Here is a 23,378-nt window from a genome sequence, read left to right as displayed (position 1 = left end):
AGGCGGGGCGAATACGGACAGTGTCTTTGGCCATATTCATCCCCTTTTGGCCGCTCCTGCCGTTCTCTTGCCGCGTCGGCGAGGCAACACTGCAAGACACCGCCAAACGCCTGCGAGTACACCACTATGCTGACGATCTACTCGGACGATCATCATCTGCACCACGGTCGATGCGAACTGATGGACGGGCAACTGATGCCCTGTTTCGAAATGCCCTCCCGTGCTGATCACGTACTGCAACGGGTCAAGGACCGTGACCTGGGGCCGGTGCGAGCCCCCGAGGACTTTGGATTGGCACCGCTGCAACGCATCCACAGCCACGCCTACCTGGATTTTTTCAAAGGGGCCTGGGCACGCTGGGTTAAGTTCGGCCAGGACGGCGACCTGCTGCCCTACACGTGGCCAGCCCGCACCTTGCGCCGCGTGCTGCCCACCAGCCTGCACGGTCAATTGGGCTATTACAGCTTCGACGGCGGCGCGCCGATCACCGCCGGCACCTGGCAAGCGGCCTATAGCGCAGCGCAGGTGGCGCTGACCGCGCAACAAGCGATTCAACAAGGTGCTCAAAGTGCCTTTGCCCTCTGCCGCCCACCGGGGCACCACGCTGCAGGCGACTTGATGGGCGGCTATTGCTACCTCAATAACGCTGCAATTGCCGCCCAGGCCTTTCTCGATCAAGGCCATGCCAAGGTCGCGATCCTTGATGTGGATTACCACCACGGCAACGGCACCCAATCGATTTTCTATGACCGCAGTGACGTGCTGTTCACCTCGATCCACGGACATCCGGAAGCCGAGTTTCCTTTCTTCCTCGGCTATGCCGATGAGCTGGGCGACGGCGCCGGTAAGGGCTTCAATTTCAATTACCCGCTGCCGGCCGGTGCCGGCTGGGATACCTGGAGCGCCGCGCTGGATCAGGCCTGCGCGCAAATCGAGCGCTATGGCGCCGACATCATCGTGGTGTCCCTGGGGGTAGACACGTTCAAGGACGATCCCATCTCGCAGTTCAAGCTCGACAGCCCGGATTACCTGGCGATGGGTGCGCGTATCGCCCGGCTGGGCAAGCCCACGCTGTTCGTCATGGAAGGCGGCTACGCGGTGGAAGAAATCGGCATCAATGCCGTCAACGTTCTCGAAGGTTTTGAGGGGTCAATCCAATGAACATGCTCAAGTCGCTTGCGCTGTGCGCCGCCGTATTAAGCAGCGCCGTCCACGCCGAAGAAAGAACCCTGCGGGTCTACAACTGGTTCGACTACATCACCCCCAAGGCGCTGGAAGACTTCAAGGGTCAGAACCCTCAGATCAAACTGGTCTACGACATCTTCGACACCAATGAAGCCCTGGAAGCCAAGCTACTCACCGGCAACTCCGGCTATGACGTGGTGGTGCCGTCCAACGTGTTCCTGGCCAAGCAGATTGAAGCCGGCGTGTTCCAGCCCCTGGACCGCAGCCAGTTACCAAACTGGAACCACCTCGACCCCAAGCTGATGAAGCTGATCGAGGCCAATGACCCCGGTAATAAATTCGCCGTGCCCTACATGTACGGCACCATCCTGATTGGCTTCAATCCGACCAAGGTCAAGGCCGTGCTGGGCGACAACGCTCCCGTGAACAGCTGGGACCTGATCTTCAAGGAAGAGAACATCAGCAAGCTCAAGCAGTGCGGCGTCGCCCTGCTGGATTCGCCATCGGAAATTCTGCCGCTGGCCTTGCAGTACCTGGGCCTGGACCCCAACAGCAATAACCCGAAGGACTATGAGAAAGCCGAGGCCCTGCTGCTTAAAATCCGCCCGTACATCACCTACTTCCACTCCTCCAAATACATGGCCGATATCGCCAATGGCGACATCTGTGTGGCCGTCGGTTATTCCGGCAGCTTCTCCCAGGCTGCCAACCGCGCCAAGGAGGCCAGGAACGGCGTGACCGTGGACATGCGCCTGCCCAAGGAAGGCGCGCCGATCTGGTTCGACATGCTCGCCATTCCCAAGGGCGCAAAGAACCCGCAGGACGCCTACGCCTTCATCAACTACCTGCTGCAACCTGAGGTGATTGCGCCGATCAGCGATTTCGTCGGCTACCCCAACCCGAACAAGGACGCCACCGAACGGGTCGACCCGACCATCCGCAATAACCCCAACCTGTACCCGACCGAGGCGGCGATGGCGACGTTGTACACCTTGAAGCCGTTGGACAGTAAAGCTGAACGCGCCAGGACCCGGGCCTGGACCAAGATCAAATCGGGGACCTGACCGCCCCTCACACAAGGCTCAGGCTAAGTAATTACCGCCCGCGCCAATCCTCCCCTCACTACCGTTGTCCTCTGCAACGGCGCCGCACCCCGGCGCCGTACTTCCCAAGAAGGGGCCCCGAGCCACCCACGCTCACGCGCCCTTCATTTCTGCAAAGGACTTGCCTATGCCTGAAGCAACGCTTCCTGATCATCCGTCGGCCACCAGCCACAATCGACCCCCTACTACCTATGAGCTACTGACTCAACTGACCTCCGGCCCGAACAGCCGGGAGGTGGCCGCCGTGACCCTGCGCTCGGCGCTCAAGGAGCTGTATCCAACCCTGGCCATCGACCCGGACCTGGCCATGGTCGTCACGCCGAATTGGCGCGTCGTCGATGATCAAGTCCTATCCGCCCCGGCCTATGCCATGTCGCTCACTTCGGTGCTGGCAAGCCAGATGCTGAACCCGAAGCCGGTGATCTACCTCGATGGCGAACACTTCCTGACACTGCAACCCGACGCCCGACCACCGGTGCATTTACCGGTAAAAATCGATGCCATTGCGCGCATGATCAATGAGCTGTCAGAACTGATGCTGTCTGCCTTCCAGGAGCAGTACCTCAATTACTGGAATGCCTCCGATGGCAGGAGCGGGCACCGCTGGAAAGTGTTCTCACAATCCCTGCGCAAAGTATGGAATGTCACGGCGCAAGAGGGCTGGGATGAACATGATTGCGCCATAGCCAGGTCGCTGTTCCTTTTTCCGGAGCGAGCCACACGCTCTGCCCAGGACAGCTACAACACTCACGCCTACCTGATCGACGTCGATGCGCTGCAAGACAGCCAGACCGCTCACACCGCCCTCATGGACATCGCCGTAGTGATTGGCGAGCATGAGCAGGGCCAGCGGGTCCTGGTTTACTCACTGGTCAACGGCTACGAAAAATTCGACTCGCTGGAGCAATTCGGAGAACAACTGCCCGACCGAATGAACGCACGGAACAATGAGCTAAGCCTGCAGTGGCGGCTGTACGAACCGCCGGGCAATTTCTTCGACAGCCTGGCCGGCGCACTGATTGCGTTGCAACTCGACGCAATAGGCTCGATTGACAAAGACGACCGCAAAGCGATCAACGTGGACGCCGACGCCAGCCCCCTGGTCGCGGTTGCCAACGTCCTGCCGGTGGTCGAGGACTTGAGCGATCACTCGCTATCCAATATCCGTGACATCCATGAGCGGTTGCCCGACTGGCTGGCCCACGCCTCGGACTTGGATATTTCCACCTACAGTCGGCGCCTGATCGATCTTGCCGAGTTGCATACCCTCCAGAAGGGCGCGTCCTTCAATGACGATATTGCGCCGATCCGCGAATACACCCGCGATCAGTTGCAGAGCCAGATTCGTGCGCACGCCCAAGGTGCAAACATCAACGTCGACAAGATCGAAGTTCACATCGAAAGCCCGGTTGTTTGGGGAAGCACGTTCATCGTGCCCACGGCGCCGGACATCACACGCCGTAACCTGATCGACCTAGCCCTGGAAAACCTCACAGGCCTGCCGACCGGCCAACCCCGCGTGCTCTATAACGGCAGCGCAGCTCCCCCGTGGCTGTCTTACACCTACCTGAAGAGCGTGATTGAAAACATCGATATCGGCCAGCACTACCCGGCGCTGATCAAGCGCACGCTGCTGGAAGATACGGTTCAGGCCAAGGGCAGACAAACGCTCTACATCAACCATTTGCGCGTACAGCTGCCTTTGCTGGCACTGCAACTCAAGATTCGCCAACAGCACGGGGTCGATGAACTCGGTGCGCGCTACGTCGCTGCCGTAATGCAGGACGAAGACCACGGGCGACTCGTCGACGGGCAGGAGATTGTCATTCGCCCCTTGGCATTCTTACCGACCTTGCGCCCCGGCAATGATCAGGATGTGGTTGCCAATATGTTCGTGATCGGCGCCAAAGACGCCGCCGCGGGCCCGTGCCTGCTGTACCGTCCCTTGCTGGAACCAACGCTGCTGCAGTATCCGTCACGGCAAAACCTTATCTACGCCATCAAACACACGCGCCCACTTCGCGACTCGGTGCTGGCCTGGCTGCCAGAGGCGGCGCGCTTCAACTACGCGCAGTATGTATTCCCCGATAAATGGCCATCGCCATGGACGGTCATTCAAGGGCTTGTCGAGCCGCAGGTCATGGTGTACATGAGTGGCTCCATTACCTTGAGCGACCAGGTGCTTGGCGCAGCCCCGCTGGCCGCACTGTTCAAAGCCAATGCCGAGGCCATGGTCGAACTGGCGGGCCGCCAGTCAATCTCCAATGCGCAAAAACGCTGGGCAACCTTGCGCCAGGCAGGCTGGCAAATCTTCAATGCGACGTTGCCGTTCCTGGGGCGCACGGCCGGTATCGCCGCCTGGATCTGGCAGATCATGGATGACTTGCAGGACATCGCCCAGCAGGACAACACCGAAGCGGACCCCGAAGGCGCCTGGATAGCCCAGGTCGACCTGTTACTCAACCTTGGCATGGCCCTGGCGCTGCACGGGGCCTTGCGTCACGCGCCGGTCGAAAAACCCAGCGAAGAAACCAGGCTGAAAACAGAATCGTCAGCGGTCGAACCCGCCGAAAAAATCGAGCCGCCGCCCAGCAAAACCTCCGTGGCCCGGCTGGACAACGTAACGGGCACCGAGCTGCCGAGTCGGCACCAGGGCCTGCTGAACATTCGCGGCGCCATCCCCACCGACCGTCCAAGCCTGGAGGCCACGCTGGACAGCTTCAAAATCGAGAGGCCCGCGGGCCTGGAACCTCAGGTCACAGAGCCTGGTATCTATCTGCACCTCTACCCGAACGCCCAGAAATGGTACGCCGTGGTCGGCACGCGCTGGTTCGAAGTCAACGTAGACGAAGCGGATAACGTGGTCATCATCGACCCAGGCAATCCCTCGCGAATGGGCCCCATGCTACTCAACAACAAGGCGGGCCAATGGTTTGTGGACACACGCCTGCGCCTGCGCGGTGGTGGCTTCAAAAACCGGCGCAAGGCCGTGCAAATCCGCAATACGTCTCGAATCGGCGACCTGCGCAGGCAGCTCGACGAATTCGACGCCAATGAGCGCAGCAGGCAGTCGGAAATCGCCGGCGCACACACGGCGATAGGCGACGAAGCAGGCCCCTCCACCGAATTGCGCCGCCAGAGCTTCATCGACAAGGTCGACGCCCGAATCCTGGATTACGACGTGCCGATCCGCCAACTCAGGTCACTGGGCATTATCGATAACGTGCCCAACTACCAGAGCTCCATGATCGACTATTTGCACAAGCAACTGCTGTTGACGCGCTCCGCCATCAACCAACGCTTACCGCGGTTCCGTGAAACCCTGGAAAGCTCCGTCCCGAGCCTTGAGTCGGTCACCGGCATTGATGCCAAGACCAAGACACAAACCGCCCGGGCCATGTCGGACATGACGGGCGAAATGATCAGACGCATGGAGTACGTGGAGACACGTTTTCATGAACTGGAAACGCTTGGCATCGACGGCAACAAGGTCATTCAGAGCACGCAACACGCCCTGCCCAAGCTTCAATTGCGGGACTTGAAGGCGTTTCAAGTCACCCTGGCCCGTCACCTGTGCGTCCAAGAGGGCGACGGCGAAGCGTTCGATACCGCGCGCGAGCTGCTCGACACCATCGTCGATGCCGCCGATCTTCACATACAGAGCTGCACGGAGGCGCTGGCCGACACGGCTATTCGCTCGTTGGAGGAGCGTATCGACGTGCTCAACAGCCTGGTCGATCAATTTTCCATCGTTGACCAGCGCCTGCTGGACCTGCATGCCGAATACCCCGAGCAGGTACAGCGCGAGCCCCTGGAAACCCTGCGCAAGCAGATCAACGAATTCAATCAGCACGTCGTTCGCGAGCTGGCCCTGTTGCTCAGGGAAAGCAAAGCGTTGGAGCCCAAGCCCGGCAGTTCGAAAACCGCATCACCCCCCAAGCGCAAGATCATCAAGACACGCTTCAACGGCGTGGTGGTCGGCGAACCGCGCGCGGCCGAAGAAGGGCTGGTGGATGTAAAGTCGCCGCTGACGGGCAAAGTCATTGCGACCTTCCATGAGAAAGAGCCTGGGGTGTGGGTCGAACGCGACAGCCGCCCTTCCGGACCGCGACCGCCCCAGGCAATAGACCTGAACGTGAGCCTCGAAGAGGGTGACCAGTTGCTTCAGGACGAACCTGCCGCGACCTTGCGGACCCTGGGCCACTCAAAAAAGGCCGGGCGCATTCCGGTCGAAATCGAGGAGATGTTCCACCAATACGCCGCTCGCCTGGAGCGTGCCGTCAGCCGCATCGAAGAAGCGTTGACCCAACGTAATCTGACCGAAAGCGACCGCCCTTCCGCAGCCTCCACTAACAAGCAGCTCAACGACGCGGCGCAGCGCCTGTACGAGCTGGGCACCACGACCCGGATCAGCATGACCAAGCAGCAACCGCCCACAGCGGCACGGGTGGAGTGGCTGTTTGACCGGGGTTTGGTGGAAATTGCCAAGGTCATCACCCGGCGTCGCCTCAAAGGGCCGGGCAAAGACTTTCTGGACGAGTACGAAATACGCGACCATCAAACCCACAACGTGCTGTGGTATGCCCACTTTCACTACAGCTCAGCGCAAGCGGCCGCCGAAGAATATATCGCCGGGCACCTCAAGACGCGTGAACAACAGAAGCAAGGGGGAAGCCTGCAGCGCACCGGCTTGAACGACCACGACCAGATCGCGATTTACCGCAGTCAGATCGGGTCGAAACTCGCCAAATCGCTGTTTTTTGACAGCTGACCGTACTGCTTGTCGGCGCCCCAGGCCTTGCGCAGACGCTTCAGCGCGTCGGCAATCGCGGCTTCAGGCACGGCGGCAAACCCCAATACCAGGCCGGCGCGTTGATCCGCCGGTGTGGTGGAGTGCGCCAGCCAGTAGCTGCTCAGACCATTGACCTCAACGTCGGCCGAGCGGGCCTGCTCCAGCAGTTGCTGTTCGCGGGCCAAGCTGTCCACGCGCACCGTCATGTGCAGCCCCGCCGCTACGCTCGGCAACTCGCCAACCCCCGGCAGACCGCTGGGCCAACCGGCCAGCAAGGCATTGCGCCGGCTTAATGCTGCGCGGCGCATGCGGCGGATGTGCCGTTGAAAATGGCCCGCCGCCATGAACTCGGCCATCACTGCCTGAGTGCTGACTTCCGAGTGGCGCATGTCGACCGCGCGGCGCCGTGAGAAGGCGTCCACCAGACCCGGCGGCAACACCAGATAACCCAGGCGCAGCGCCGGAAACGCGACTTTGCCGAAGGTGCCCACGTAGAGCACGCGACCACTGCGGTCCAGCGCGGCCAACGGTGACAGGGGCGCGCCGCTGTATCGGTATTCGCCGTCGTAGTCATCTTCGACGATCCAGCCGCCTCGGCGCTCGGCCCAGGCCAGCAATTCCAAGCGCCGCGCCAGGCTCATCACCACGCCCAAAGGGTATTGATGGGAAGGCGTGACGTACGCCAGGCGACAGTCGCCCAGTTGATCGAGGGCCTGGCAGTCGATGCCGTCACTGTCCACCGGCACCCCATGCAGGCACCCACCGGCCAGGGCAAATGCATGGCCTGCGGCGCGATAGCCAGGGTTTTCCACGGCCACGCCATCGCCGGGCTCCACCAGCAACTGTGCACAAAGGCTAATCGCCTGCTGTGCACCACTGGTGATCACTATTTGCTCAGCCGTACATTGCATCCCCCGCGAACTGCGCAGGTATGCCGCGATCAGCCCGCGCAGACGCCCATCGCCTGCGGGGTCGCCATAGCACAGCTGTTGCAGGTCCGGCTTGCGCCAGAAGGCCCCGTTCAGCTTGGCCCAGACCTCGAACGGGAACAGATCGAAAGCCGGCACACCGACTCGAAACGCCTTCGGCGGCCCTGCGGGTGGCTGCGACAGGTAGTGGTTTTGCAGTCGCCCCAGGGCCGGTCTGTGGATAACTTCATCATCGAGATCCGCCGGCAAATTTTCCCATTTTGTGGATAAGGCTGGGGATAAGCCTGTGTGTAACCCTGTGGATACTTTTGTGGACAGTTTTTTCGCCGAGGGCAGTTGAGCGACGTAAGTGCCATCGCCGACACGCCCTTCGATAAACCCCTCGGCATACAGCTGATCGTAGGCACGTACCACGCTGTTGCGCGAAATCGACAGCGCGGCGGCCAGGTCACGGCTGGCCGGCAGGCGCGTGCCGCTGATCAGGCGACCATCGAGTACGCGCTGGCGTAGGGCTTCATAGAGCTGGCGCGTCAGGCCCTGGCCGCGATCCAGCTCGATACCGGCGGGGTTGAATGACAGAGGCGGCGCAGTCGGCGACATATTGGACCTATGAAATTGGCCGTAGATGGCTCTTACAACGGACCATTAGCCTGCCTAGGATGCTGGCATTCGCCAAGGAAAATATTCATGTACACACCTCGCGCCTTTGCCCTCGACGACTTACCCGAACTGCATCAATTGATCCAGCACACCCGCCTGGCGCAACTGGTGACCTTTGGCGAGCAAGGCCTGCAAGCCAGCCACTTGCCGCTGCTGCTCAACCCCGATGAAGGCCCCAACGGCACGCTTTACGGGCACTTGGCCAAGGCCAATCCGCAGTGGCGCGATTTACAGAATGGCAACGACGCCCTGCTGATTTTTGCCGGCGCCGACGCGTATATCAGCCCGGCGTTTTACCCGGCCAAGGCCGAGCACGGCAAAGTGGTGCCGACCTGGAATTACATCGCCGTGCATGCCTACGGCAAGGCCGAGGTGTTTACCGATGCCGAGCGCCTGCTGGCGCTGGTCAGCGCCCTCACCGACCGCCACGAAGGTAACCGTGCGCAACCATGGAAAGTCAGCGACGCCCCCGCTGATTACATCGACGGCATGCTCAAGGCCATCGTCGGCTTTGCATTGCCCATCGATCGCCTGATCGGCAAACGCAAACTCAGCCAGAACCGCAGCGCGGCGGACATCGCCGGCGTGCGCGACGGCCTCGCCGCCAGCGCGGACGTGCGCGACCAGACCCTCGCACGTTTTATTCCCCAAGGAGTTTCAGAATGAGCCAGATCGACATCCGCCAGGTCACCGCAGCCGACCACGCCGCCTGGTTGCCGCTGTGGCAGGCGTACTTGACGTTCTACAACACCGAACTGCCGGACGCCGTCAGCCAAAGCACCTGGCAGCGCCTGATCGACGCCAGCGAGCCGACCCATTCGGCACTGGCCTGGCAGGACGGCAAGGCGGTGGGCATGGTCAACTTCATCTATCACCGATCTAATTGGAGCATCGAGAACTCCTGCTATTTGCAGGATTTGCTGGTGGACCCTGCCCAACGCGGCACCGGTGTCGGCCGTAAACTGATCGAGTTCGTCTACGCCACTGCCAAGGCCGACGGCTGCTGCAAGGTGCACTGGCTGACCCACGAGACCAACGCCACCGCGATCCAACTCTACGAGCGCATCGCCGAACGCCCTGGCTTCATTCAATTTCGTAAAGGTCTTTAAGGAGCGCAGCATGTCTACTTCCCTCGCCGACTGGAAAGGCGTCCCGGCGCCCACCGCTCAACTGCTCGAAGGGCGCTTTATCCACCTGGAAAAACTCGACCCGGCGCGCCACGCCGATCAACTGTGGCAAGCCCTCGAAGGCCCCGGCGCCGACCCCAAGCTGTGGGATTACTTGCCGTACGGCCCGTTTACCGAGCGCGCCGCGTTCGATGCGTGGCTGAACAACCACGCGGCCAATACCGACCCGTACTTCTTCAGCATCGTCGACCGCGCGACCGGCCAGGTGCAGGGCATCCTCAGCCTGATGTCCATCGTCCCGGCCCAAGGCCGCATAGAAATCGGGCATGTCACCTTCGGCGCACCGATGCAGCGCTCACCCAAAAGCACCGAAGCGGTGTACCTCTTGGCCAAATACGCGTTCGAGCAGGGCTACCGCCGCCTGGAATGGAAATGCAACAACGGCAACGCCCGCTCCAAATATGCGGCTGAGCGGTTGGGGTTCAGTTTTGAGGGGGTGTTCCGCCAGCATATGGTGGTCAAGGGGCAGAACCGGGATACGGCGTGGTATTCGATTTTGGATTCGGAATGGCCGACGGTGGGCGCGGGGTTTGAGGCGTGGTTGTCGGAGTCCAACCAAACCGCCTCGGGTCAGGTAAAAAGCCTGGCGCAGTGCCGCCAGGCTTAAGCCTTAGTTCAGCTTCTGGGCCAGCACCGCAATGTGCTCCGGCCCGATCCCGCAGCAACCGCCCAGGTGGCTGGCACCGCGTTTCTGCCAGTCCGCGGCCCAATGCAGGTAGCCCGGCGGATCGAGGTCCTCGCGCAACGGATCCAGGCCATCGTTGGCCGTGGCTTCCTTGGGTTGCGGCGGGAAGGCATTGGCGTAGGCGCCGATCTGGATCGACACGCCCAGACGCTCGAAGGTTTGACGCGCCGCGTCGATGGCCGCGCCAATCACTTCCGGCTGGCTGCAATTGAACAACAACACTTGCACACCCAACTGCGCCGCCACTTCGGCCGCGTCTGCCACCGGCTCGCCGGAGCGCAGGCGCGGGACGTCGTCAGTGTCTTCATCTTTCAAGGTAAACGACAGCCAGAACGGCTTGCCATCCTGAGGCAGGCCGGCATGAATCGCCCGCGCCTCGACGATTGAGCTCTGGGTTTCCGCCAGCCACAAGTCGACGTGAGGCGCGAGACCCTGCACCAGTGGGGTGAGCAACTCAGACACGCGCTGTGCTTCAAACAAGTCCGGACGATAGGAGCCAAACAGCGGCGGCAGCGAACCGGCCACCCGCACGTTTTTGCCCGACGCCGTTACCGCACGACGCGCCAATTCGCCGGCCAACGCCGCCAAGGCCTGGCCTTCGGCAGCAAACCGCGCTTCACCGATATGAAACGGCACCACCGCGTAGCTGTTGCTGGTGATCACGTTGGCACCGCTGTCGATATAGGCCGCATGCACAGCCTCCACCGCCTGCGGCGCTTCGCTCAGCGCCAATGCCGACCACTCCGGCTGGCGAAACGGCGCGCCACGGCGCTGCAGTTCACGGCCCATGCCGCCATCGAGAATTACTGTTTCTGCGCCCATATGCTTTTTACTCATAAGCTTATGAAAATAACTCACTATGAGAGTCGTTCTTATAACTATTTAATACGTTCAATTCGCTTCATACCAACTCTTTTTTCTAAAGGTGTCCTTCGTGAAACTTAAACCCCTGCTGGCCCTGGGCCTGATGACACTGGCTGCCTCCACCCAGGCGTTTGGCGGTACGACCCTGGACCGGATCGAACAGAAAAAAGAGCTGGTGGGCGTGCTGATGGAAAGCTATCCGCCGTTCTCGTTTCTCAATGACCAGAACCAGCTGGATGGTTTTGACGTCGATGTGGCCAAGGCCGTGGCGCAAAAATTGGGTGTGAAGCTGCGTTTGGAAACGCCATCGTGGGACGTGATCGCCGCTGGCCGCTGGAGCGGGCGCTACGATATTTGCATTTGCTCGATGACCCCGAGCAAGGCTCGCGCCGAAGTGTTCGACTTCCCGGTGGAGTACTACGCCTCGCCGGCCGTGATCGTGGTCAATGCCAAGGACGACCGCATTCACGCCGCCAAGGATTTGAGCGGCAAGAAAGTCGGCCTCACCAGTGCCTCCAGCTATGAAAGCTACCTGAACAAGAACCTGGTGATCGAAGGCGCCGAAGACACACAACTGCAGTACCCGTTCGAAGAGGTGCAGATCGCGCCGTACGACACTGACAACGTCGCCTTCCAGGACCTCGGTCTCGGCGCCGGCGTGCGCCTGGACGCGATCCTTACCAACCTGGTGACCGCACAGCCTCGCCTGACCCAGGACAAACGCTTCAAGCTTGCTGGCGAACCGCTGTACTCGGAGCCCAACTCGGTAGCTATCGAAAAAGGCGACGCCGCGTGGGACAGCAAAGTGCGTGAGGTGTTTGCCCAGCTCAAGCAGGACGGCACCTTGAGCAAGCTGTCGCAAAAATGGATCGGCGCTGATATCAGCCGATGAGTTTTCGCACGCGGCTTTACCTGACCTGGGCGGCGCTGTTCGCCCTGTTTGCGAGCTTCTTCCTGAGCTTTGACCTGAAGTTCTCGATCATTCTCGACAAGCTGCCCAACCTGGTCGGCCTGCACCTGGCGCCCAATGGTTTCCTGCAGGGCGCGGCGTTAACGCTGTTCCTGTGCCTGTGTTCGATTCTGGTGTCGTCGGCGCTGGGCTTCGTCACGGCACTGGGGCGCCTGTCCAGCAGCGCGGTGGCGTTTGGCATCGCCACCTTCTACGCCTCGTTCTTCCGTGGCACGCCGTTGCTGATCCAGATCCTGCTGATCTATCTGGGCATGCCGCAACTGGGCCTGGTGCCCGGCGCGATCACGGCTGGGATCATTGCACTGTCGCTGAACTATGGCGCGTACCTGAGCGAAATCTTCCGCGCCGGCATCCTTGGCGTGCCCCACGGCCAACGCGAAGCCGCCCTCGCGCTGGGCATGCGCGATAACGCGATCTTCTGGCACGTCACCCTGCCCCAAGCCATGCGCACCATTGTTCCGCCCGCGACTAACCAATTCATCTCGATGCTCAAGGACTCGTCCCTGATCTCGGTGATGGGCGTGTGGGAAGTGATGTTCCTCGCGCAATCCTACGGCCGCTCAAGCTATCGCTACATCGAGATGCTCACCACTGCCGCGATCATCTACTGGGTGATGTCCCTCGCCCTGGAATTGATCCAGGCGCGGATGGAACGTCACTTTGGCAAGGGCTATGTTCGGCGCGGGTGAAGTCAGTAGAGCGCGCGTCGCACCCGCCCCCCCTCTGCAAACCGCGCGCCTTATCGCACAAGACCTGGGAAGTCTCCTGCAATCCAGCGGCACTGCGCCTGACATTTATCCCGCCTGAGCATCGCTAAATTCCCCGCCTCAAATATCAAGAGGTGGGCCTACATGCCGTTCATACACAAACAACTCGCACTGGCGATCATGCTGTCGCTGGGTGTCGCGAGTACTCAAGACGCGCAGGCACGGGGCGATATGGAGCCGGACAGCGAATGGCTTGATTGGATTGTCATGCCCGATGAAAGCCGACAGTTCGAACCGGCGTCCCAGGGCCAGATGACTTCTACTTCGCGGATCGGGCGACGAGTCGCAACGGCCTGAACGTCGCCCGCGTGCTCGACGCTGCCGTGGATGAACTGTACGCGTCGGACGAAATCAGCGAACAGGCCAAGGACGAGCTGGACGATTACGGCGAGTACCTGTCCAGCCTTGCACCCGGCCAGGTCGGGGCCGCGCTTGAGCAACTGGCCGGCAGCCAAAACGCCAATCTGGGCACCGCCACGCAAAACGCCCTGAAGCAGTTGAACGCCAGCCTGCTCTCGGCAGTACGTCAGTTAGATATGGACACCCGCGAGACAGGCCGAGTTTGGCTGCAGGGCCTGGACAGCGGCGGCAGGCTCGACGCCCAACACGGCAGCGCCGGCTTGAGCCAAAGCACCCAAGGCGTGCTGCTCGGCGCCGACTGGTCAATCGACCACGCGTGGCGAATCGGTGTGGTGGGCGGCAAGTCCGGCAGCGACTTGAGCACCAAGGGTTTCAAGGGTGAAGTGGACAGCTGGCACCTCGGCACCTACGCCGCACGTCAGGACGGGCCGCTCTCGATGCGCCTCGGTGCGCTTTACAGCAGCCATCGCGGGCAGAACAAACGCTCGGTCGATCTAGGCTTGCTCGACTATCGTGAGCAGCTCAGCGGCAAATACAAGGCCCACAGCCAGAACGCTTTTGCCGAGTTGGGCTATCAGTTGGACGCTGCCGGCTGGCGTGCCGAGCCCTATGCCGCCGTCGGCTTCCAGCGCTACCAGCGTGATCGTTTCGAGGAAAAAGGCGGCTACGGCGCGCTGAACGTTGGCACACAAACCCAGCAGAACCTCAGCAATACCTTCGGCGTGCGAGTCTCCCAAGACTTCGCGCTGGGCAACCGCATGACCCTCAAACCGCACCTGAGCAGCAGTTGGAAACACCTGTATGGCAATGTCGACAGCCGCGTGCGCCAGTCCTTCGTCCATGAAAAACGCGAGGACTTCAACAGTGAGTTCACCATCGGCGGCACGTCTCTTGACCGCAACAGCCTCGCGCTGCGCACCGGCCTGGACCTGACGCTGTCGGCCGAACACAGCGTCGGCCTGGCCTACACCGCGGAATTTGGCAGCAACAGCCGCAACCAGGGTCTGACGGGCCAGTGGGCGATGGCGTTTTAAAGGCGAAAAAAAAGGGGGCACATGCCCCCCGAGGATTAAACGTTAGTGTCGAAGGCTGTATCAGCCTTCGACTTCAATCAAGATTTCGCCAGGGTTCACCCGGTCGCCCTTGGCCACATGGACAGCGGTCACCTTGCCGGCAATCGGTGCCTGCACTTCGGTTTCCATCTTCATGGCTTCGGTAATCAACACTGCCTGACCGGCCTTGACCACGTCGCCTTCCTTGACCAGCACGTCAACGATATTGCCCGGCATTGCGGTGCTGACATGGCCCGGCTCGCTGGCCTGCTTGCGCTTGCTGCTGCCGCCGCCGACAAATTCGTTGAGCGGCTCGAACACCACTTCTTCCGGCATACCGTCGATGGACAGGTAGAAATGACGCTTACCTTCGGCTTTCACGCCGACACCGGTGATGTCCACGCGGTAGCTTTCGCCGTGTACGTCGATGACGAACTCGGTCGGCACACCTTCGCCACCGGCACGGGCTACGCCGCCGGCTTCAGGGATGGGTAACAACACTTCCGGGGCCAAGGTGCCGGCGTCGCGTTCTTCGAGGAACTTGCGGCCGATGTCCGGGAACATGGCGTAGGTCAGCACGTCTTCTTCGGATTTGGCCAATGCGCCGATTTCTCCGCGCAGCTTGGTCATCTCTGGCTTAAGCAGGTCGGCTGGGCGCACGTCGATCACTTCTTCGCTGCCGATGGCCTGGCGACGCAACTGCTCGTTCACAGTGCCCGGCGCTTTGCCGTAGCCGCCTTGCAGGTAAAGCTTCACCTCATTGGTGATGGTCTTGTAGCGCTCACCGGCCAGCACGTTGAAGAACGCTTGAGTGCCGACGATCTGCGACGTTGGCGTGACCAGCGGCGGGAAGCCGAGGTCTTCACGCACACGCGGGATTTCGGCCAGTACTTCGCTCATACGGTTGAGGGCGCCCTGCTCTTTCAACTGGTTGGCCAGGTTGGAAATCATCCCGCCCGGTACCTGGTTGACTTGCACACGGGTGTCGACGGCGGTGAATTCGCTTTCGAACTGGTGGTACTTCTTGCGCACGGCGTAGAAGTACAGACCGATCTCTTGCAGCAGTTCCAAGTCGAGGCCGGTATCGAATTCGCTGCCTTTAAGGGCGGCGACCATCGACTCGGTACCCGGGTGGCTGGTGCCCCAGGCGAAGCTGGAGATGGCCGTGTCGATATGGTCTGCACCGTTTTCGATGGCCTTGAGTTGGCACATCGCGGCCAAGCCGGCGGTGTCATGGGAGTGGATGAATATCGGCAGGTTCTGCTCGGCCTTCAGCGCCTTGACCAGCTCGCCGGTGGCGTATGGGGTCAGCAGGCCGGCCATGTCCTTGATCGCGATCGAATCGCAACCCATGGATTCCAGTTGCTTGGCCTGCGCCACGAACGCCTCGATGGTGTGCACCGGGCTCGTGGTGTAAGCGATGGTGCCTTGGGCATGTTTGCCGGCGGCTTTTACGGCTTCGATGGCCACGCGCAGGTTACGCACATCGTTCATCGCATCGAAGATACGGAACACATCGATGCCATTCACTGCTGCCTTGGCGACGAAGGCTTTCACCACATCGTCGCTGTAATGGCGGTAGCCCAGCAGGTTCTGACCACGCAGCAACATTTGCAGGCGGGTGTTAGGCAACGCGGCGCGCAGTTTGCGCAGGCGCTCCCACGGGTCTTCTTTCAGAAAGCGTACGCAGGCGTCGAAGGTCGCGCCGCCCCAGACTTCCAGGGACCAGTAGCCGACTTTGTCGAGCTTGTCGCAGATCGGCAGCATGTCGTCGGTACGCATGCGGGTCGCCAGCAACGATTGGTGGGCGTCGCGCAGGATGGTGTCGGTTACGAAGATTTTCTTGCTCATTATTATGTTCCTCACAGGCCTGCGTGGGCGGCGATGGCGGCGGCGATGGCCAGGGCCAGCTCTTCGGGTTTGCGCTTGATCGAGTAGTTGGTCAGCTCAGGGTGGCTTTCCACAAAACTGGTGTTGAACTGGCCGCTGCGGAATTCCGGGTTGCGCAGGATTTCCTGGTAGTAGGCGGCAGTGGTCTTCACGCCTTGCAGGCGCATGTCGTCCAGGGCACGCAGGCCGCGGTCCATGGCTTCTTCCCAGGTCAACGCCCACACCACCAGTTTGAGGCACATGGAGTCGTAGAACGGTGGGATGGTGTAGCCGGTATAGATAGCCGTGTCAGTGCGCACGCCGGGACCGCCGGGCGCGTAATAACGAGTGATCTTGCCGAAGCTTGGGAGGAAGTTGTTTTTCGGGTCTTCCGCGTTGATGCGGAACTGCAACGCGAAGCCACGGTGCTGGATGTCTTCCTGTTTCACCGATAGAGGCAGGCCCGAGGCGATGCGGATCTGCTCACGAACGATGTCGATCCCGGTGATTTCTTCGGTGATGGTGTGTTCCACCTGAACCCGGGTGTTCATTTCCATGAAGTACACCTCGCCCTCGGCGAGCAGGAACTCCACGGTGCCGGCGTTCTCGTAGCCCACGGCCTTGGCCGCGCGCACCGACAGGTCGCCGATGTAGGCGCGCTGTTCAGGGGTCAGCTGTGGGCTTGGGGCGATCTCGATCAGCTTCTGGTTGCGACGCTGGATCGAGCAATCGCGCTCGAACAGGTGCACCACGTTGCCGAAGCTGTCACCGAGGATCTGCGCCTCAATGTGCTTGGGATTGACGATGCATTTTTCCAGGAACACTTCCGCCGAACCAAAGGCCTTGGTGGCTTCGGAGATGACGCGGGGGAAGGCTTGTTCAAGTTCTTCGCGACTGTTGCAACGACGAATCCCGCGACCGCCACCACCCGAGGTGGCCTTGAGCATCACCGGGTAACCAATGCGGTCGCCTTCGGTGAGGGCTTCGGCGATGTCGGCGACGTTGCCTTCGGTGCCTGGCGTGACCGGCACGCCGGCTTTGATCATGCTGCGGCGCGCTTCGGTCTTGTCGCCCATGCGGCGGATCACTTCAGCGGACGGGCCGATGAACTTGATCCCACGCTCAGCACAGATGTCTGCCAACTCGGCATTTTCCGACAGGAAGCCATAGCCAGGATGCAGCGCATCACAACCGGTTTCCACGGCCAGGTTCACCAGCTTGCGCGGGTTCAGATAACCGGCCAAAGGCTCGGCACCAATGCTGTGAGCTTCGTCGGCACGTTTAACGTGCAACGCGTGGCGGTCGGCGTCGGAATAGACCGCGACCGAGCGAATGCCCATCTCGGCGCAAGCACGCACGATTCGTACGGCAATTTCACCACGGTTGGCGATCAGGATCTTTTTTATCACTTGGAAATTCCCTTGAGCCGATTGCTGCGTTCTTCGACCCCTGGAGCTAGGTCGGCGCGTGACTAAATGTTTCATGACAGTCGCGAGACACACACTAAGCCCCAGCAGGGATTAACAAAAATCAATAATTATTGGGTTGTGTATAAGTAAAGACTTATAGTCACCGCATTACGGCCGGGATGGGTATTTGAATTATGCGTAAGTCATTGATGCGTATGACATTGCGTCAATTGCAGATTTTCAATGAAGTGTGCGATTTACGCTCTTACAGCCGTGCAGCCGAGGAAATGTCTCTGACGCAACCGGCCGTCAGCCTGCAAATTCGTCAGCTGGAGGAGCTGATCGGCCAGCCGCTCTTCGATTACGTCGGTAAAAAACTCTACATGACCGAGGCCGCCGAGGCGCTGCAACGGGCCAGTCGTGACATCTTCGGGCGCCTGGAAAACCTCGATATGCAGCTGTCGGACATGCAAGGTTCATTGCAAGGTCAGCTAAAGCTCGCGATTGAATCCAGTGCCAAGTATTTCGTGCCGCACCTGTTTGCCGCGTTCAAGCACCAGCATCCGGAAGTACAACTGCACCTGACGGTGGTCAACCGCGCCCAGGTGATCCGGCGTCTTTCCGACAACCGCGACGACCTCGTGATTATGTCCATGGTGCCCCAAGACATGGGGTTGGAATTCCTGCCGTTTCTCAACAATCCGATTGTTGCCGTCGCTCCACCCGATCATCCATTGAGTCTGCAGGGGCCACTGCGTCTGCAAGACCTGGAGCCTTACACACTATTGGTGCGCGAACCGGGCTCCGGCACGCGACTGGCCTGCGAGGAGTATTTCAAGGAGAAGCGCGTGCACTTCACCCAGACGGTGGAAGTGGCTTCGGCCGAGGCGCAGCGTGAATGCGTGTGCGCAGGCTTGGGCGTGGCTTTGCTGACGCGCCATGCGGTGAATATGGAACTGGCCACCGGCGGGCTCAAGGAGCTGCCGGTGGAAGAGCTGCCGCTGTACCGCAGTTGGTGCCTGGTGCAAGCCAAGGCCAAGCGCCTTTCACCGGTGGCCCATGCGTTCCTGGGCTTTATTCGCAGCGAGCGTGTGCAAATCAGCGCGCTGGCTGAACGCTTCGCTGGGCAGCCGCGGGTGCCTGCCAGTGGAGTTCTGGGTAGTCACTGATGCTCTGGAGCAGTTGGCGCTCCTGGCAACGGTCTTCAATTGCGCGACGGAACGCCATGCGACGCTGGTCTTCCTGCTGACGACGGGTCTTTACAGTGCTGTTGCTGTCTTCGTAGGGACGGGCCATTTGGTGTCTCCCAAAGCGAGTACGGGGAGTACAGGATGGGTAGTAGCGATGACGGTTTAACGGCGCGGGGGTTACAGGACGATGAATCTTCCGAATAGGTAAACAATCCAAATGTGGGAGGGGGCTTGCTCCCGATTACAGTACATCAGCCGATTTCTCTTTGACTGACCCACTGCTATCGGGAGCAAACCCCCTCCCACATTTTGAGCGTGTATGGCCCTGGATCAGTCGTCGAGGGCTTTGACGGACTTGGGCGACAACCGCAGGCTACGCAAGCTGCGTTTCACACTCTTGAGGTGGTTGACCAGGCTCGGTCCGCGCGCCATGGCCACGCCCATCGCCAACACATCGATTACCACCAGATGGGCGATGCGTGACGTCAGAGGCGTGTAGATCTCGGTGTCTTCATGCACGTCGATCGCCAGGTTGACTGTGGACAGTTCGGCCAACGGCGTCTGACTCGGGCACAGAGTAATCAACGACGCGCCGCTTTCACGCACCAGATTGGCGGTGATCAGCAGATCCTTGGAGCGGCCCGACTGGGAAATACAGATCGCCACATCCGTCGGCTTCAAAGTCACCGCCGACATCGCCTGCATATGCGGGTCGCTGTAAGCCGCTGCTGTCAGCAGCAGGCGGAAGAATTTGTGCTGGGCATCTGCCGCCACCGCGCCGGACGCACCGAAGCCGTAGAACTCCACACGCTGGGCCTGGGACATGGCAGTCACGGCTTTTTGCAGCTCCACCGGGTCGAGTTTCTCGCGCACTTCCATGAGGGTGTGCAAGGTGGTGTCAAAGATCTTGAGGCTGTAATCGGCGACGGAGTCGTCTTCATGGATTGCAAACTGACCAAAACTGGCACCGGCGGCCAGGCTTTGGGCCAATTTGAGTTTCAGGTCCTGGAACCCGGAGCAACCGATGGCGCGGCAGAAGCGCACGATGGTGGGCTCGCTGATGCCAACGCTGTGGGCCAAGTCGGCCATGGAACTGTGCATCACAGCCGCAGGGTCAAGCAGCACGTGATCGGCAACCTTGAGTTCCGATTTGCGTAACAGGTGGCGCGACTGGGCGATATGTTGCAACAGGTTCAAAGGACGGACTCTTGTTATTGGCAGGGCCAGGGGATGTAGCAAGCTTGTAGTTATACTACAAGAATTGTCGTTTTGCCCGTCCGACGCATCACTTAATTGCCCTGCCACCCTCATATTCAAAGGCCAGGAGCTTTGTAGCCACTCCGGCGCCCTTGGCGTCGCTAAGGATAATCTGCATTTTTCCGTAACAATTCTGCCAACCCGTCAGCCTGCATCGGCCGGCTGATCAAATACCCCTGCACTTCGTCGCAACGCTCCGCCCGCAGGAAATCCAGCTGCTGCTGATCTTCCACGCCTTCGGCCACGACCTTGAGCGCCAAGCCGTGGGCCATGGCGATAATCGCTCGGGTGATGGCCGCATCCTCGCGCCCCTGTCCAAGCCCACGGATAAAGGTCTGGTCGATTTTCACGTAGTCCACAGGGATGCGCTTGAGGTAGCTGAGGGACGAGTAACCCGTGCCAAAGTCATCGATGGCAAGCTTCACCCCCAGGTCACGCAGTTGCTGGAAAGTGGCGATGATGTGTTCAACGCTGTCGAGCAGTTGGCTCTCAGTCAGTTCCAGCTCCAGGTATTGCGGGTCCAGGCCGGTTTCTTCCAATACTTGGCGCACCAGGCTGACCAGCTTGCCCTGGCGCAATTGGTGAACCGAGAGATTCACCGACACCCGAATCGAAGCCAACCCCTGGCGCTGCCATTCACAGGCTTGCCAGCAAGCCTCGCGCAACACGAATTCGCCCAGCGGCACGATAAGGCCCGTTTCTTCGGCCAGGCCGATAAAGTCGCAGGGCGGCACCATGCCCCATTGTGGATGCTCCCAACGCACCAACGCTTCAGCAGCATTGAGCCTACCGGTGGCCAGGCACAGTTTCGGCTGGTAGAACACCGAAAGCTGGCGCTCCTCGATGGCTTTACGCAGATGGTTTTCCAACTGCAGGCGCTCAAGGGTGCTGCCTTGCAGGCTGTCGGTGTAGAACTGGAAGTTGTTGCCGCCCAGGTGCTTGGCGTGTTGCATGGCCATATTCGATTGGTTGACCAGCTCGGAAATTTCACGCGCATTGTCCGGCAGCAAACTCACGCCCATCGAAGCGCTAACCACCAGCTCATGCCCCTCCACCGTCACCGGCACTCGCAGCTTGGCCAGCAGCCGCGTGGCCACCCGCGCCAGGCTCGACAAGCTACCGTAGGCGTCAAACAAGACAGCGAACTCATCGCCGGACAGGCGTGCAATGGTGTCGGCTTCGGGCAAGGCGTTGATCAACCGGCGGGCCATCTTTTGCAGCAACTGATCGGCCACCTCATGGCCCAAGCTGTCATTGAGCAGCTTGAAGCGATCTAGGTTGATATGCAGCAACGCCAGACTGCGCCCGCCCTGGCGCACGCGCTGGTGGGCTTCGCGCAGCCGTTCGCGGAACAGCGAGCGGTTGGCCAGTCCGGTCAATTCATCGTAGTGAGTGAGATAGCGCATGCGCTCCTCGGACTCGCGCCGCGCCGACAGATCAGCGAAGAAGCCCACGATGTGACTGACTTTCCCACGAACATCACGCACAACATTTAATTGCAGCCACTGCGGGTAAAGCTCGCCGTTCTTGCGTGTTTCCACCAGTTCGCCCTGCCAGGTGCCGTGACTGAGCAAAGCTTGGCGGATCACCGGGAAGTGGCGTCGGGCATCGCGGCTGCTGGGTAGCTCCACCACGTTGCGACCGAGCATGTCATCAATGTCAAAACCGGTGACGCGACTGAAGGCCTGGTTGACTGCGATCAGCGCGTAATCCGGGTCGAGGATCACGATGCCTTCGCTGGCGGCTTCGAACACCGTCGAGGCCAGCCGCTGTTGTTCTTCGAGCGCCTTGCCGGCACTGATGTCGCGCCGCGTACCGAGCATTCGAATTACTCGCCCGCTCGCAGCGCGCTCCACCGCGCGGCCACGGTCTTCGATCCATACCCAGTGACCATCGCCATGGCGCACGCGGTATTCCACCTGGTAATCCTCGGTGCGCCCCTTGAGGTGCTCCACCAACGCGCGTTTGAGCAACGGTAAGTCATCCGGGTGCAAGCGCGGTTTGAGGTGGCCGAGCATGGCCGTGACGTACTCCGGCTCCAGGCCGAACAGCTCTTTGAGCTGGGTGTGGTGGACTTCGTCGGTTTGCAGGTTCCAGTCCCACAAGCCCAGTTCGCTGGCTTGCAACGCCATGGCCAGACGCGCTTCACTTTTATTCAGGGCCAGGCTGGCGACGTCCAACTCCTGGCTACGTTGCGCCACACGGTCCTGCAGGCCGATCTGGGCTTCGCGCAGCTCTTGCTCGACCTGACGGCGCTGCTCGACTTCACGCACCAAATCCTGATTCAACTGTTCGCTGCGCTGCTGCGCCTGCTGGAGATGCTCGATCAGCGCCTGGTTCTGGAAACGCCGCAGGAGTTCACGCTGGATCAGGCGGTTGACCTGCCAGGCCACCAGGTTCAGCGACACCAGCAGGATCAGGCCGAGCACACCCCAACCTTGTTGCTGCGGGCTACCATCCCATAACAGGTAGACAATAGACGGCACCAGGCACGGCACAGCGAAGGATAGAAACGCCGGCAGGCTCACGGCGTAGGCCACGCTGGCCGATAATGTCGCCGCGCCGATCAGGCCGAACACCCAGGCTTGCTGCATGAAGCTGTTAACCGGCGCCAGGGCGATGGCCGCAGTGGCCAGCGTCAGGCCACTGACCGCCGAACCGAGCATGAACATGCGCCGCCACACCGGCTGCGCCTGTCGGCTGGGCATCGCCGAATCAAACGCCGCTACCTGGATCACGCGCATGGCCACCAGGGCGAGGAGCCACACCAGCCAGATGCTGTCGAGCAGGTATTGTTTGGGGTTCCACAGCAGCCAGGCGCATACCAGGCCGTTCACCAACATTAATAGGGTCGGCAGCAGCGAACCTTGATACAACAGGCGAGTGCGCTCGACCGCCATCTCAGTGGCGTAGTGTTTACGGATAACCTGCGCAGGCGCCATCGAGGGGCCAGGCAGGTCGGTGCTGAGGGTCATAGGCAGTGTTCTTATAATGGTGAGCCCGAAACGTGGACGGAGCATACACAAGCAAACGCTTGGGCCAAACTGCTCCACGTCATAAAAACTGCGTGGTCACACGCCGCAAAGCTCGGTGCCAGAC

18 protein-coding genes are annotated in these 23,378 nt (G+C 60.6%); 11 read left to right on the top strand and 7 right to left on the bottom strand.

Annotated elements, in window-relative coordinates:
• Positions 1–126 precede the first annotated feature (126 nt).
• The 3 genes from ACKZ62_RS28905 (at position 127) to ACKZ62_RS28895 (ending at position 7,059) form a co-directional block, all read left to right on the top strand.
• Positions 127–1,161, top strand: a complete 1,035-nt coding sequence (locus ACKZ62_RS28905; RefSeq protein WP_122681897.1) for a histone deacetylase family protein — start codon at positions 127–129, stop codon at positions 1,159–1,161.
• Complete coding sequence (locus ACKZ62_RS28900; RefSeq protein ID WP_122756215.1) at positions 1,158–2,249, top strand: extracellular solute-binding protein; 1,092 nt, start codon at positions 1,158–1,160, stop codon at positions 2,247–2,249. Before ACKZ62_RS28905 ends, ACKZ62_RS28900 begins: the two co-directional genes overlap by 4 nt.
• A gap of 166 nt (positions 2,250–2,415) precedes the next feature.
• The gene (locus tag ACKZ62_RS28895) at positions 2,416–7,059 is read left to right on the top strand and encodes a dermonecrotic toxin domain-containing protein (protein ID WP_447096172.1); all 4,644 of its coding nucleotides are present in this window, start codon (positions 2,416–2,418) and stop codon (positions 7,057–7,059) included.
• Here ACKZ62_RS28895 and pdxR read toward each other — a convergent pair.
• Positions 7,014–8,609: a MocR-like pyridoxine biosynthesis transcription factor PdxR gene (pdxR, locus tag ACKZ62_RS28890; RefSeq protein ID WP_447096171.1), complete on the bottom strand. Its 1,596-nt coding sequence runs from the start codon at positions 8,607–8,609 to the stop codon at positions 7,014–7,016. The genes ACKZ62_RS28895 and pdxR overlap by 46 nt on opposite strands.
• A gap of 87 nt (positions 8,610–8,696) precedes the next feature.
• On the opposite strand from pdxR, the gene ACKZ62_RS28885 reads away from it, so the two are divergent.
• Genes ACKZ62_RS28885 through ACKZ62_RS28875 form a run of 3 tightly spaced genes read left to right on the top strand, consistent with a single transcriptional unit; the run spans position 8,697 to position 10,463 of the window.
• Positions 8,697–9,335: an FMN-binding negative transcriptional regulator gene (locus ACKZ62_RS28885; protein ID WP_122754173.1), complete on the top strand. Its 639-nt coding sequence runs from the start codon at positions 8,697–8,699 to the stop codon at positions 9,333–9,335.
• Positions 9,332–9,778, top strand: coding sequence for a GNAT family N-acetyltransferase (locus tag ACKZ62_RS28880; RefSeq protein WP_032884475.1), 447 nt, complete (start codon positions 9,332–9,334; stop codon positions 9,776–9,778). The genes ACKZ62_RS28885 and ACKZ62_RS28880 overlap by 4 nt, the downstream gene beginning before the upstream one ends.
• Positions 9,779–9,788: 10 nt before the next feature.
• Entirely contained in the window at positions 9,789–10,463 is a 675-nt protein-coding gene (locus ACKZ62_RS28875) for a GNAT family N-acetyltransferase (protein ID WP_032884476.1), read from the top strand.
• Positions 10,464–10,466: 3 nt separating this feature from the next.
• Here ACKZ62_RS28875 and ACKZ62_RS28870 read toward each other — a convergent pair whose 3' ends face one another.
• Positions 10,467–11,363, bottom strand: a complete 897-nt coding sequence (locus tag ACKZ62_RS28870; RefSeq protein ID WP_095185240.1) for a homocysteine S-methyltransferase family protein — start codon at positions 11,361–11,363, stop codon at positions 10,467–10,469.
• A 112-nt stretch (positions 11,364–11,475) separates the two neighbouring features.
• Between ACKZ62_RS28870 and ACKZ62_RS28865 the strand changes: the two genes are divergently transcribed.
• The 4 genes from ACKZ62_RS28865 to ACKZ62_RS28850 all read left to right on the top strand — a co-directional run bounded on the left by ACKZ62_RS28865 (position 11,476) and on the right by ACKZ62_RS28850 (position 14,536).
• Entirely contained in the window at positions 11,476–12,297 is an 822-nt protein-coding gene (locus ACKZ62_RS28865) for an ABC transporter substrate-binding protein (RefSeq protein ID WP_032884478.1), read from the top strand.
• Complete coding sequence (locus ACKZ62_RS28860) at positions 12,294–13,064, top strand: amino acid ABC transporter permease (RefSeq protein WP_032884479.1); 771 nt, start codon at positions 12,294–12,296, stop codon at positions 13,062–13,064. Before ACKZ62_RS28865 ends, ACKZ62_RS28860 begins: the two co-directional genes overlap by 4 nt.
• Before the next feature lie 162 nt (positions 13,065–13,226).
• Complete coding sequence (locus ACKZ62_RS28855) at positions 13,227–13,439, top strand: hypothetical protein (protein WP_447096170.1); 213 nt, start codon at positions 13,227–13,229, stop codon at positions 13,437–13,439.
• An 11-nt stretch (positions 13,440–13,450) separates the two neighbouring features.
• The gene (locus tag ACKZ62_RS28850; protein WP_447096169.1) at positions 13,451–14,536 is read left to right on the top strand and encodes an autotransporter outer membrane beta-barrel domain-containing protein; all 1,086 of its coding nucleotides are present in this window, start codon (positions 13,451–13,453) and stop codon (positions 14,534–14,536) included.
• Positions 14,537–14,596: 60 nt separating this feature from the next.
• Here ACKZ62_RS28850 and oadA read toward each other — a convergent pair whose 3' ends face one another.
• Complete coding sequence (gene oadA, locus ACKZ62_RS28845; protein ID WP_447096168.1) at positions 14,597–16,405, bottom strand: sodium-extruding oxaloacetate decarboxylase subunit alpha; 1,809 nt, start codon at positions 16,403–16,405, stop codon at positions 14,597–14,599.
• A gap of 11 nt (positions 16,406–16,416) precedes the next feature.
• Positions 16,417–17,832, bottom strand: coding sequence for an acetyl-CoA carboxylase biotin carboxylase subunit (locus ACKZ62_RS28840; RefSeq protein ID WP_003213442.1), 1,416 nt, complete (start codon positions 17,830–17,832; stop codon positions 16,417–16,419).
• Positions 17,833–18,026: 194 nt separating this feature from the next.
• Between ACKZ62_RS28840 and ACKZ62_RS28835 the strand changes: the two genes are divergently transcribed.
• Entirely contained in the window at positions 18,027–19,001 is a 975-nt protein-coding gene (locus ACKZ62_RS28835; RefSeq protein ID WP_447096167.1) for a LysR family transcriptional regulator, read from the top strand.
• Here the strand turns inward: ACKZ62_RS28835 and ACKZ62_RS28830 are convergent.
• The 3 genes from ACKZ62_RS28830 to ACKZ62_RS28820 form a co-directional block, all read right to left on the bottom strand.
• Complete coding sequence (locus tag ACKZ62_RS28830) at positions 18,931–19,128, bottom strand: PA3496 family putative envelope integrity protein (RefSeq protein WP_081797576.1); 198 nt, start codon at positions 19,126–19,128, stop codon at positions 18,931–18,933. The genes ACKZ62_RS28835 and ACKZ62_RS28830 overlap by 71 nt on opposite strands.
• 224 nt (positions 19,129–19,352) lie before the next feature.
• On the bottom strand, positions 19,353–20,219 hold the full coding sequence (gene hexR, locus ACKZ62_RS28825; RefSeq protein ID WP_003177007.1) for a transcriptional regulator HexR: 867 nt from the start codon (positions 20,217–20,219) through the stop codon (positions 19,353–19,355).
• 161 nt (positions 20,220–20,380) lie between these two features.
• Entirely contained in the window at positions 20,381–23,254 is a 2,874-nt protein-coding gene (locus ACKZ62_RS28820) for an EAL domain-containing protein (protein ID WP_122763996.1), read from the bottom strand.
• Positions 23,255–23,378: the final 124 nt, after the last annotated feature.

The organism is Pseudomonas sivasensis (assembly GCF_052938085.1).
This window is presented reverse-complemented; position numbering and strand designations above follow the sequence as displayed.

Coding starts and splice junctions, on each gene's coding strand:
- oadA (WP_447096168.1), bottom strand. CDS start 16,405: ATGAGCAAGAAAATCTTCGTAACCGACACCATCCTGCGCGACGCCCAC.
- ACKZ62_RS28835 (WP_447096167.1), top strand. CDS start 18,027: ATGCGTAAGTCATTGATGCGTATGACATTGCGTCAATTGCAGATTTTC.
- ACKZ62_RS28855 (WP_447096170.1), top strand. CDS start 13,227: ATGCCGTTCATACACAAACAACTCGCACTGGCGATCATGCTGTCGCTG.
- ACKZ62_RS28860 (WP_032884479.1), top strand. CDS start 12,294: ATGAGTTTTCGCACGCGGCTTTACCTGACCTGGGCGGCGCTGTTCGCC.
- ACKZ62_RS28885 (WP_122754173.1), top strand. CDS start 8,697: ATGTACACACCTCGCGCCTTTGCCCTCGACGACTTACCCGAACTGCAT.
- pdxR (WP_447096171.1), bottom strand. CDS start 8,609: ATGTCGCCGACTGCGCCGCCTCTGTCATTCAACCCCGCCGGTATCGAG.
- ACKZ62_RS28830 (WP_081797576.1), bottom strand. CDS start 19,128: ATGGCCCGTCCCTACGAAGACAGCAACAGCACTGTAAAGACCCGTCGT.
- ACKZ62_RS28900 (WP_122756215.1), top strand. CDS start 1,158: ATGAACATGCTCAAGTCGCTTGCGCTGTGCGCCGCCGTATTAAGCAGC.
- ACKZ62_RS28870 (WP_095185240.1), bottom strand. CDS start 11,363: ATGGGCGCAGAAACAGTAATTCTCGATGGCGGCATGGGCCGTGAACTG.
- ACKZ62_RS28820 (WP_122763996.1), bottom strand. CDS start 23,254: ATGACCCTCAGCACCGACCTGCCTGGCCCCTCGATGGCGCCTGCGCAG.
- ACKZ62_RS28875 (WP_032884476.1), top strand. CDS start 9,789: ATGTCTACTTCCCTCGCCGACTGGAAAGGCGTCCCGGCGCCCACCGCT.
- ACKZ62_RS28905 (WP_122681897.1), top strand. CDS start 127: ATGCTGACGATCTACTCGGACGATCATCATCTGCACCACGGTCGATGC.
- ACKZ62_RS28880 (WP_032884475.1), top strand. CDS start 9,332: ATGAGCCAGATCGACATCCGCCAGGTCACCGCAGCCGACCACGCCGCC.
- ACKZ62_RS28895 (WP_447096172.1), top strand. CDS start 2,416: ATGCCTGAAGCAACGCTTCCTGATCATCCGTCGGCCACCAGCCACAAT.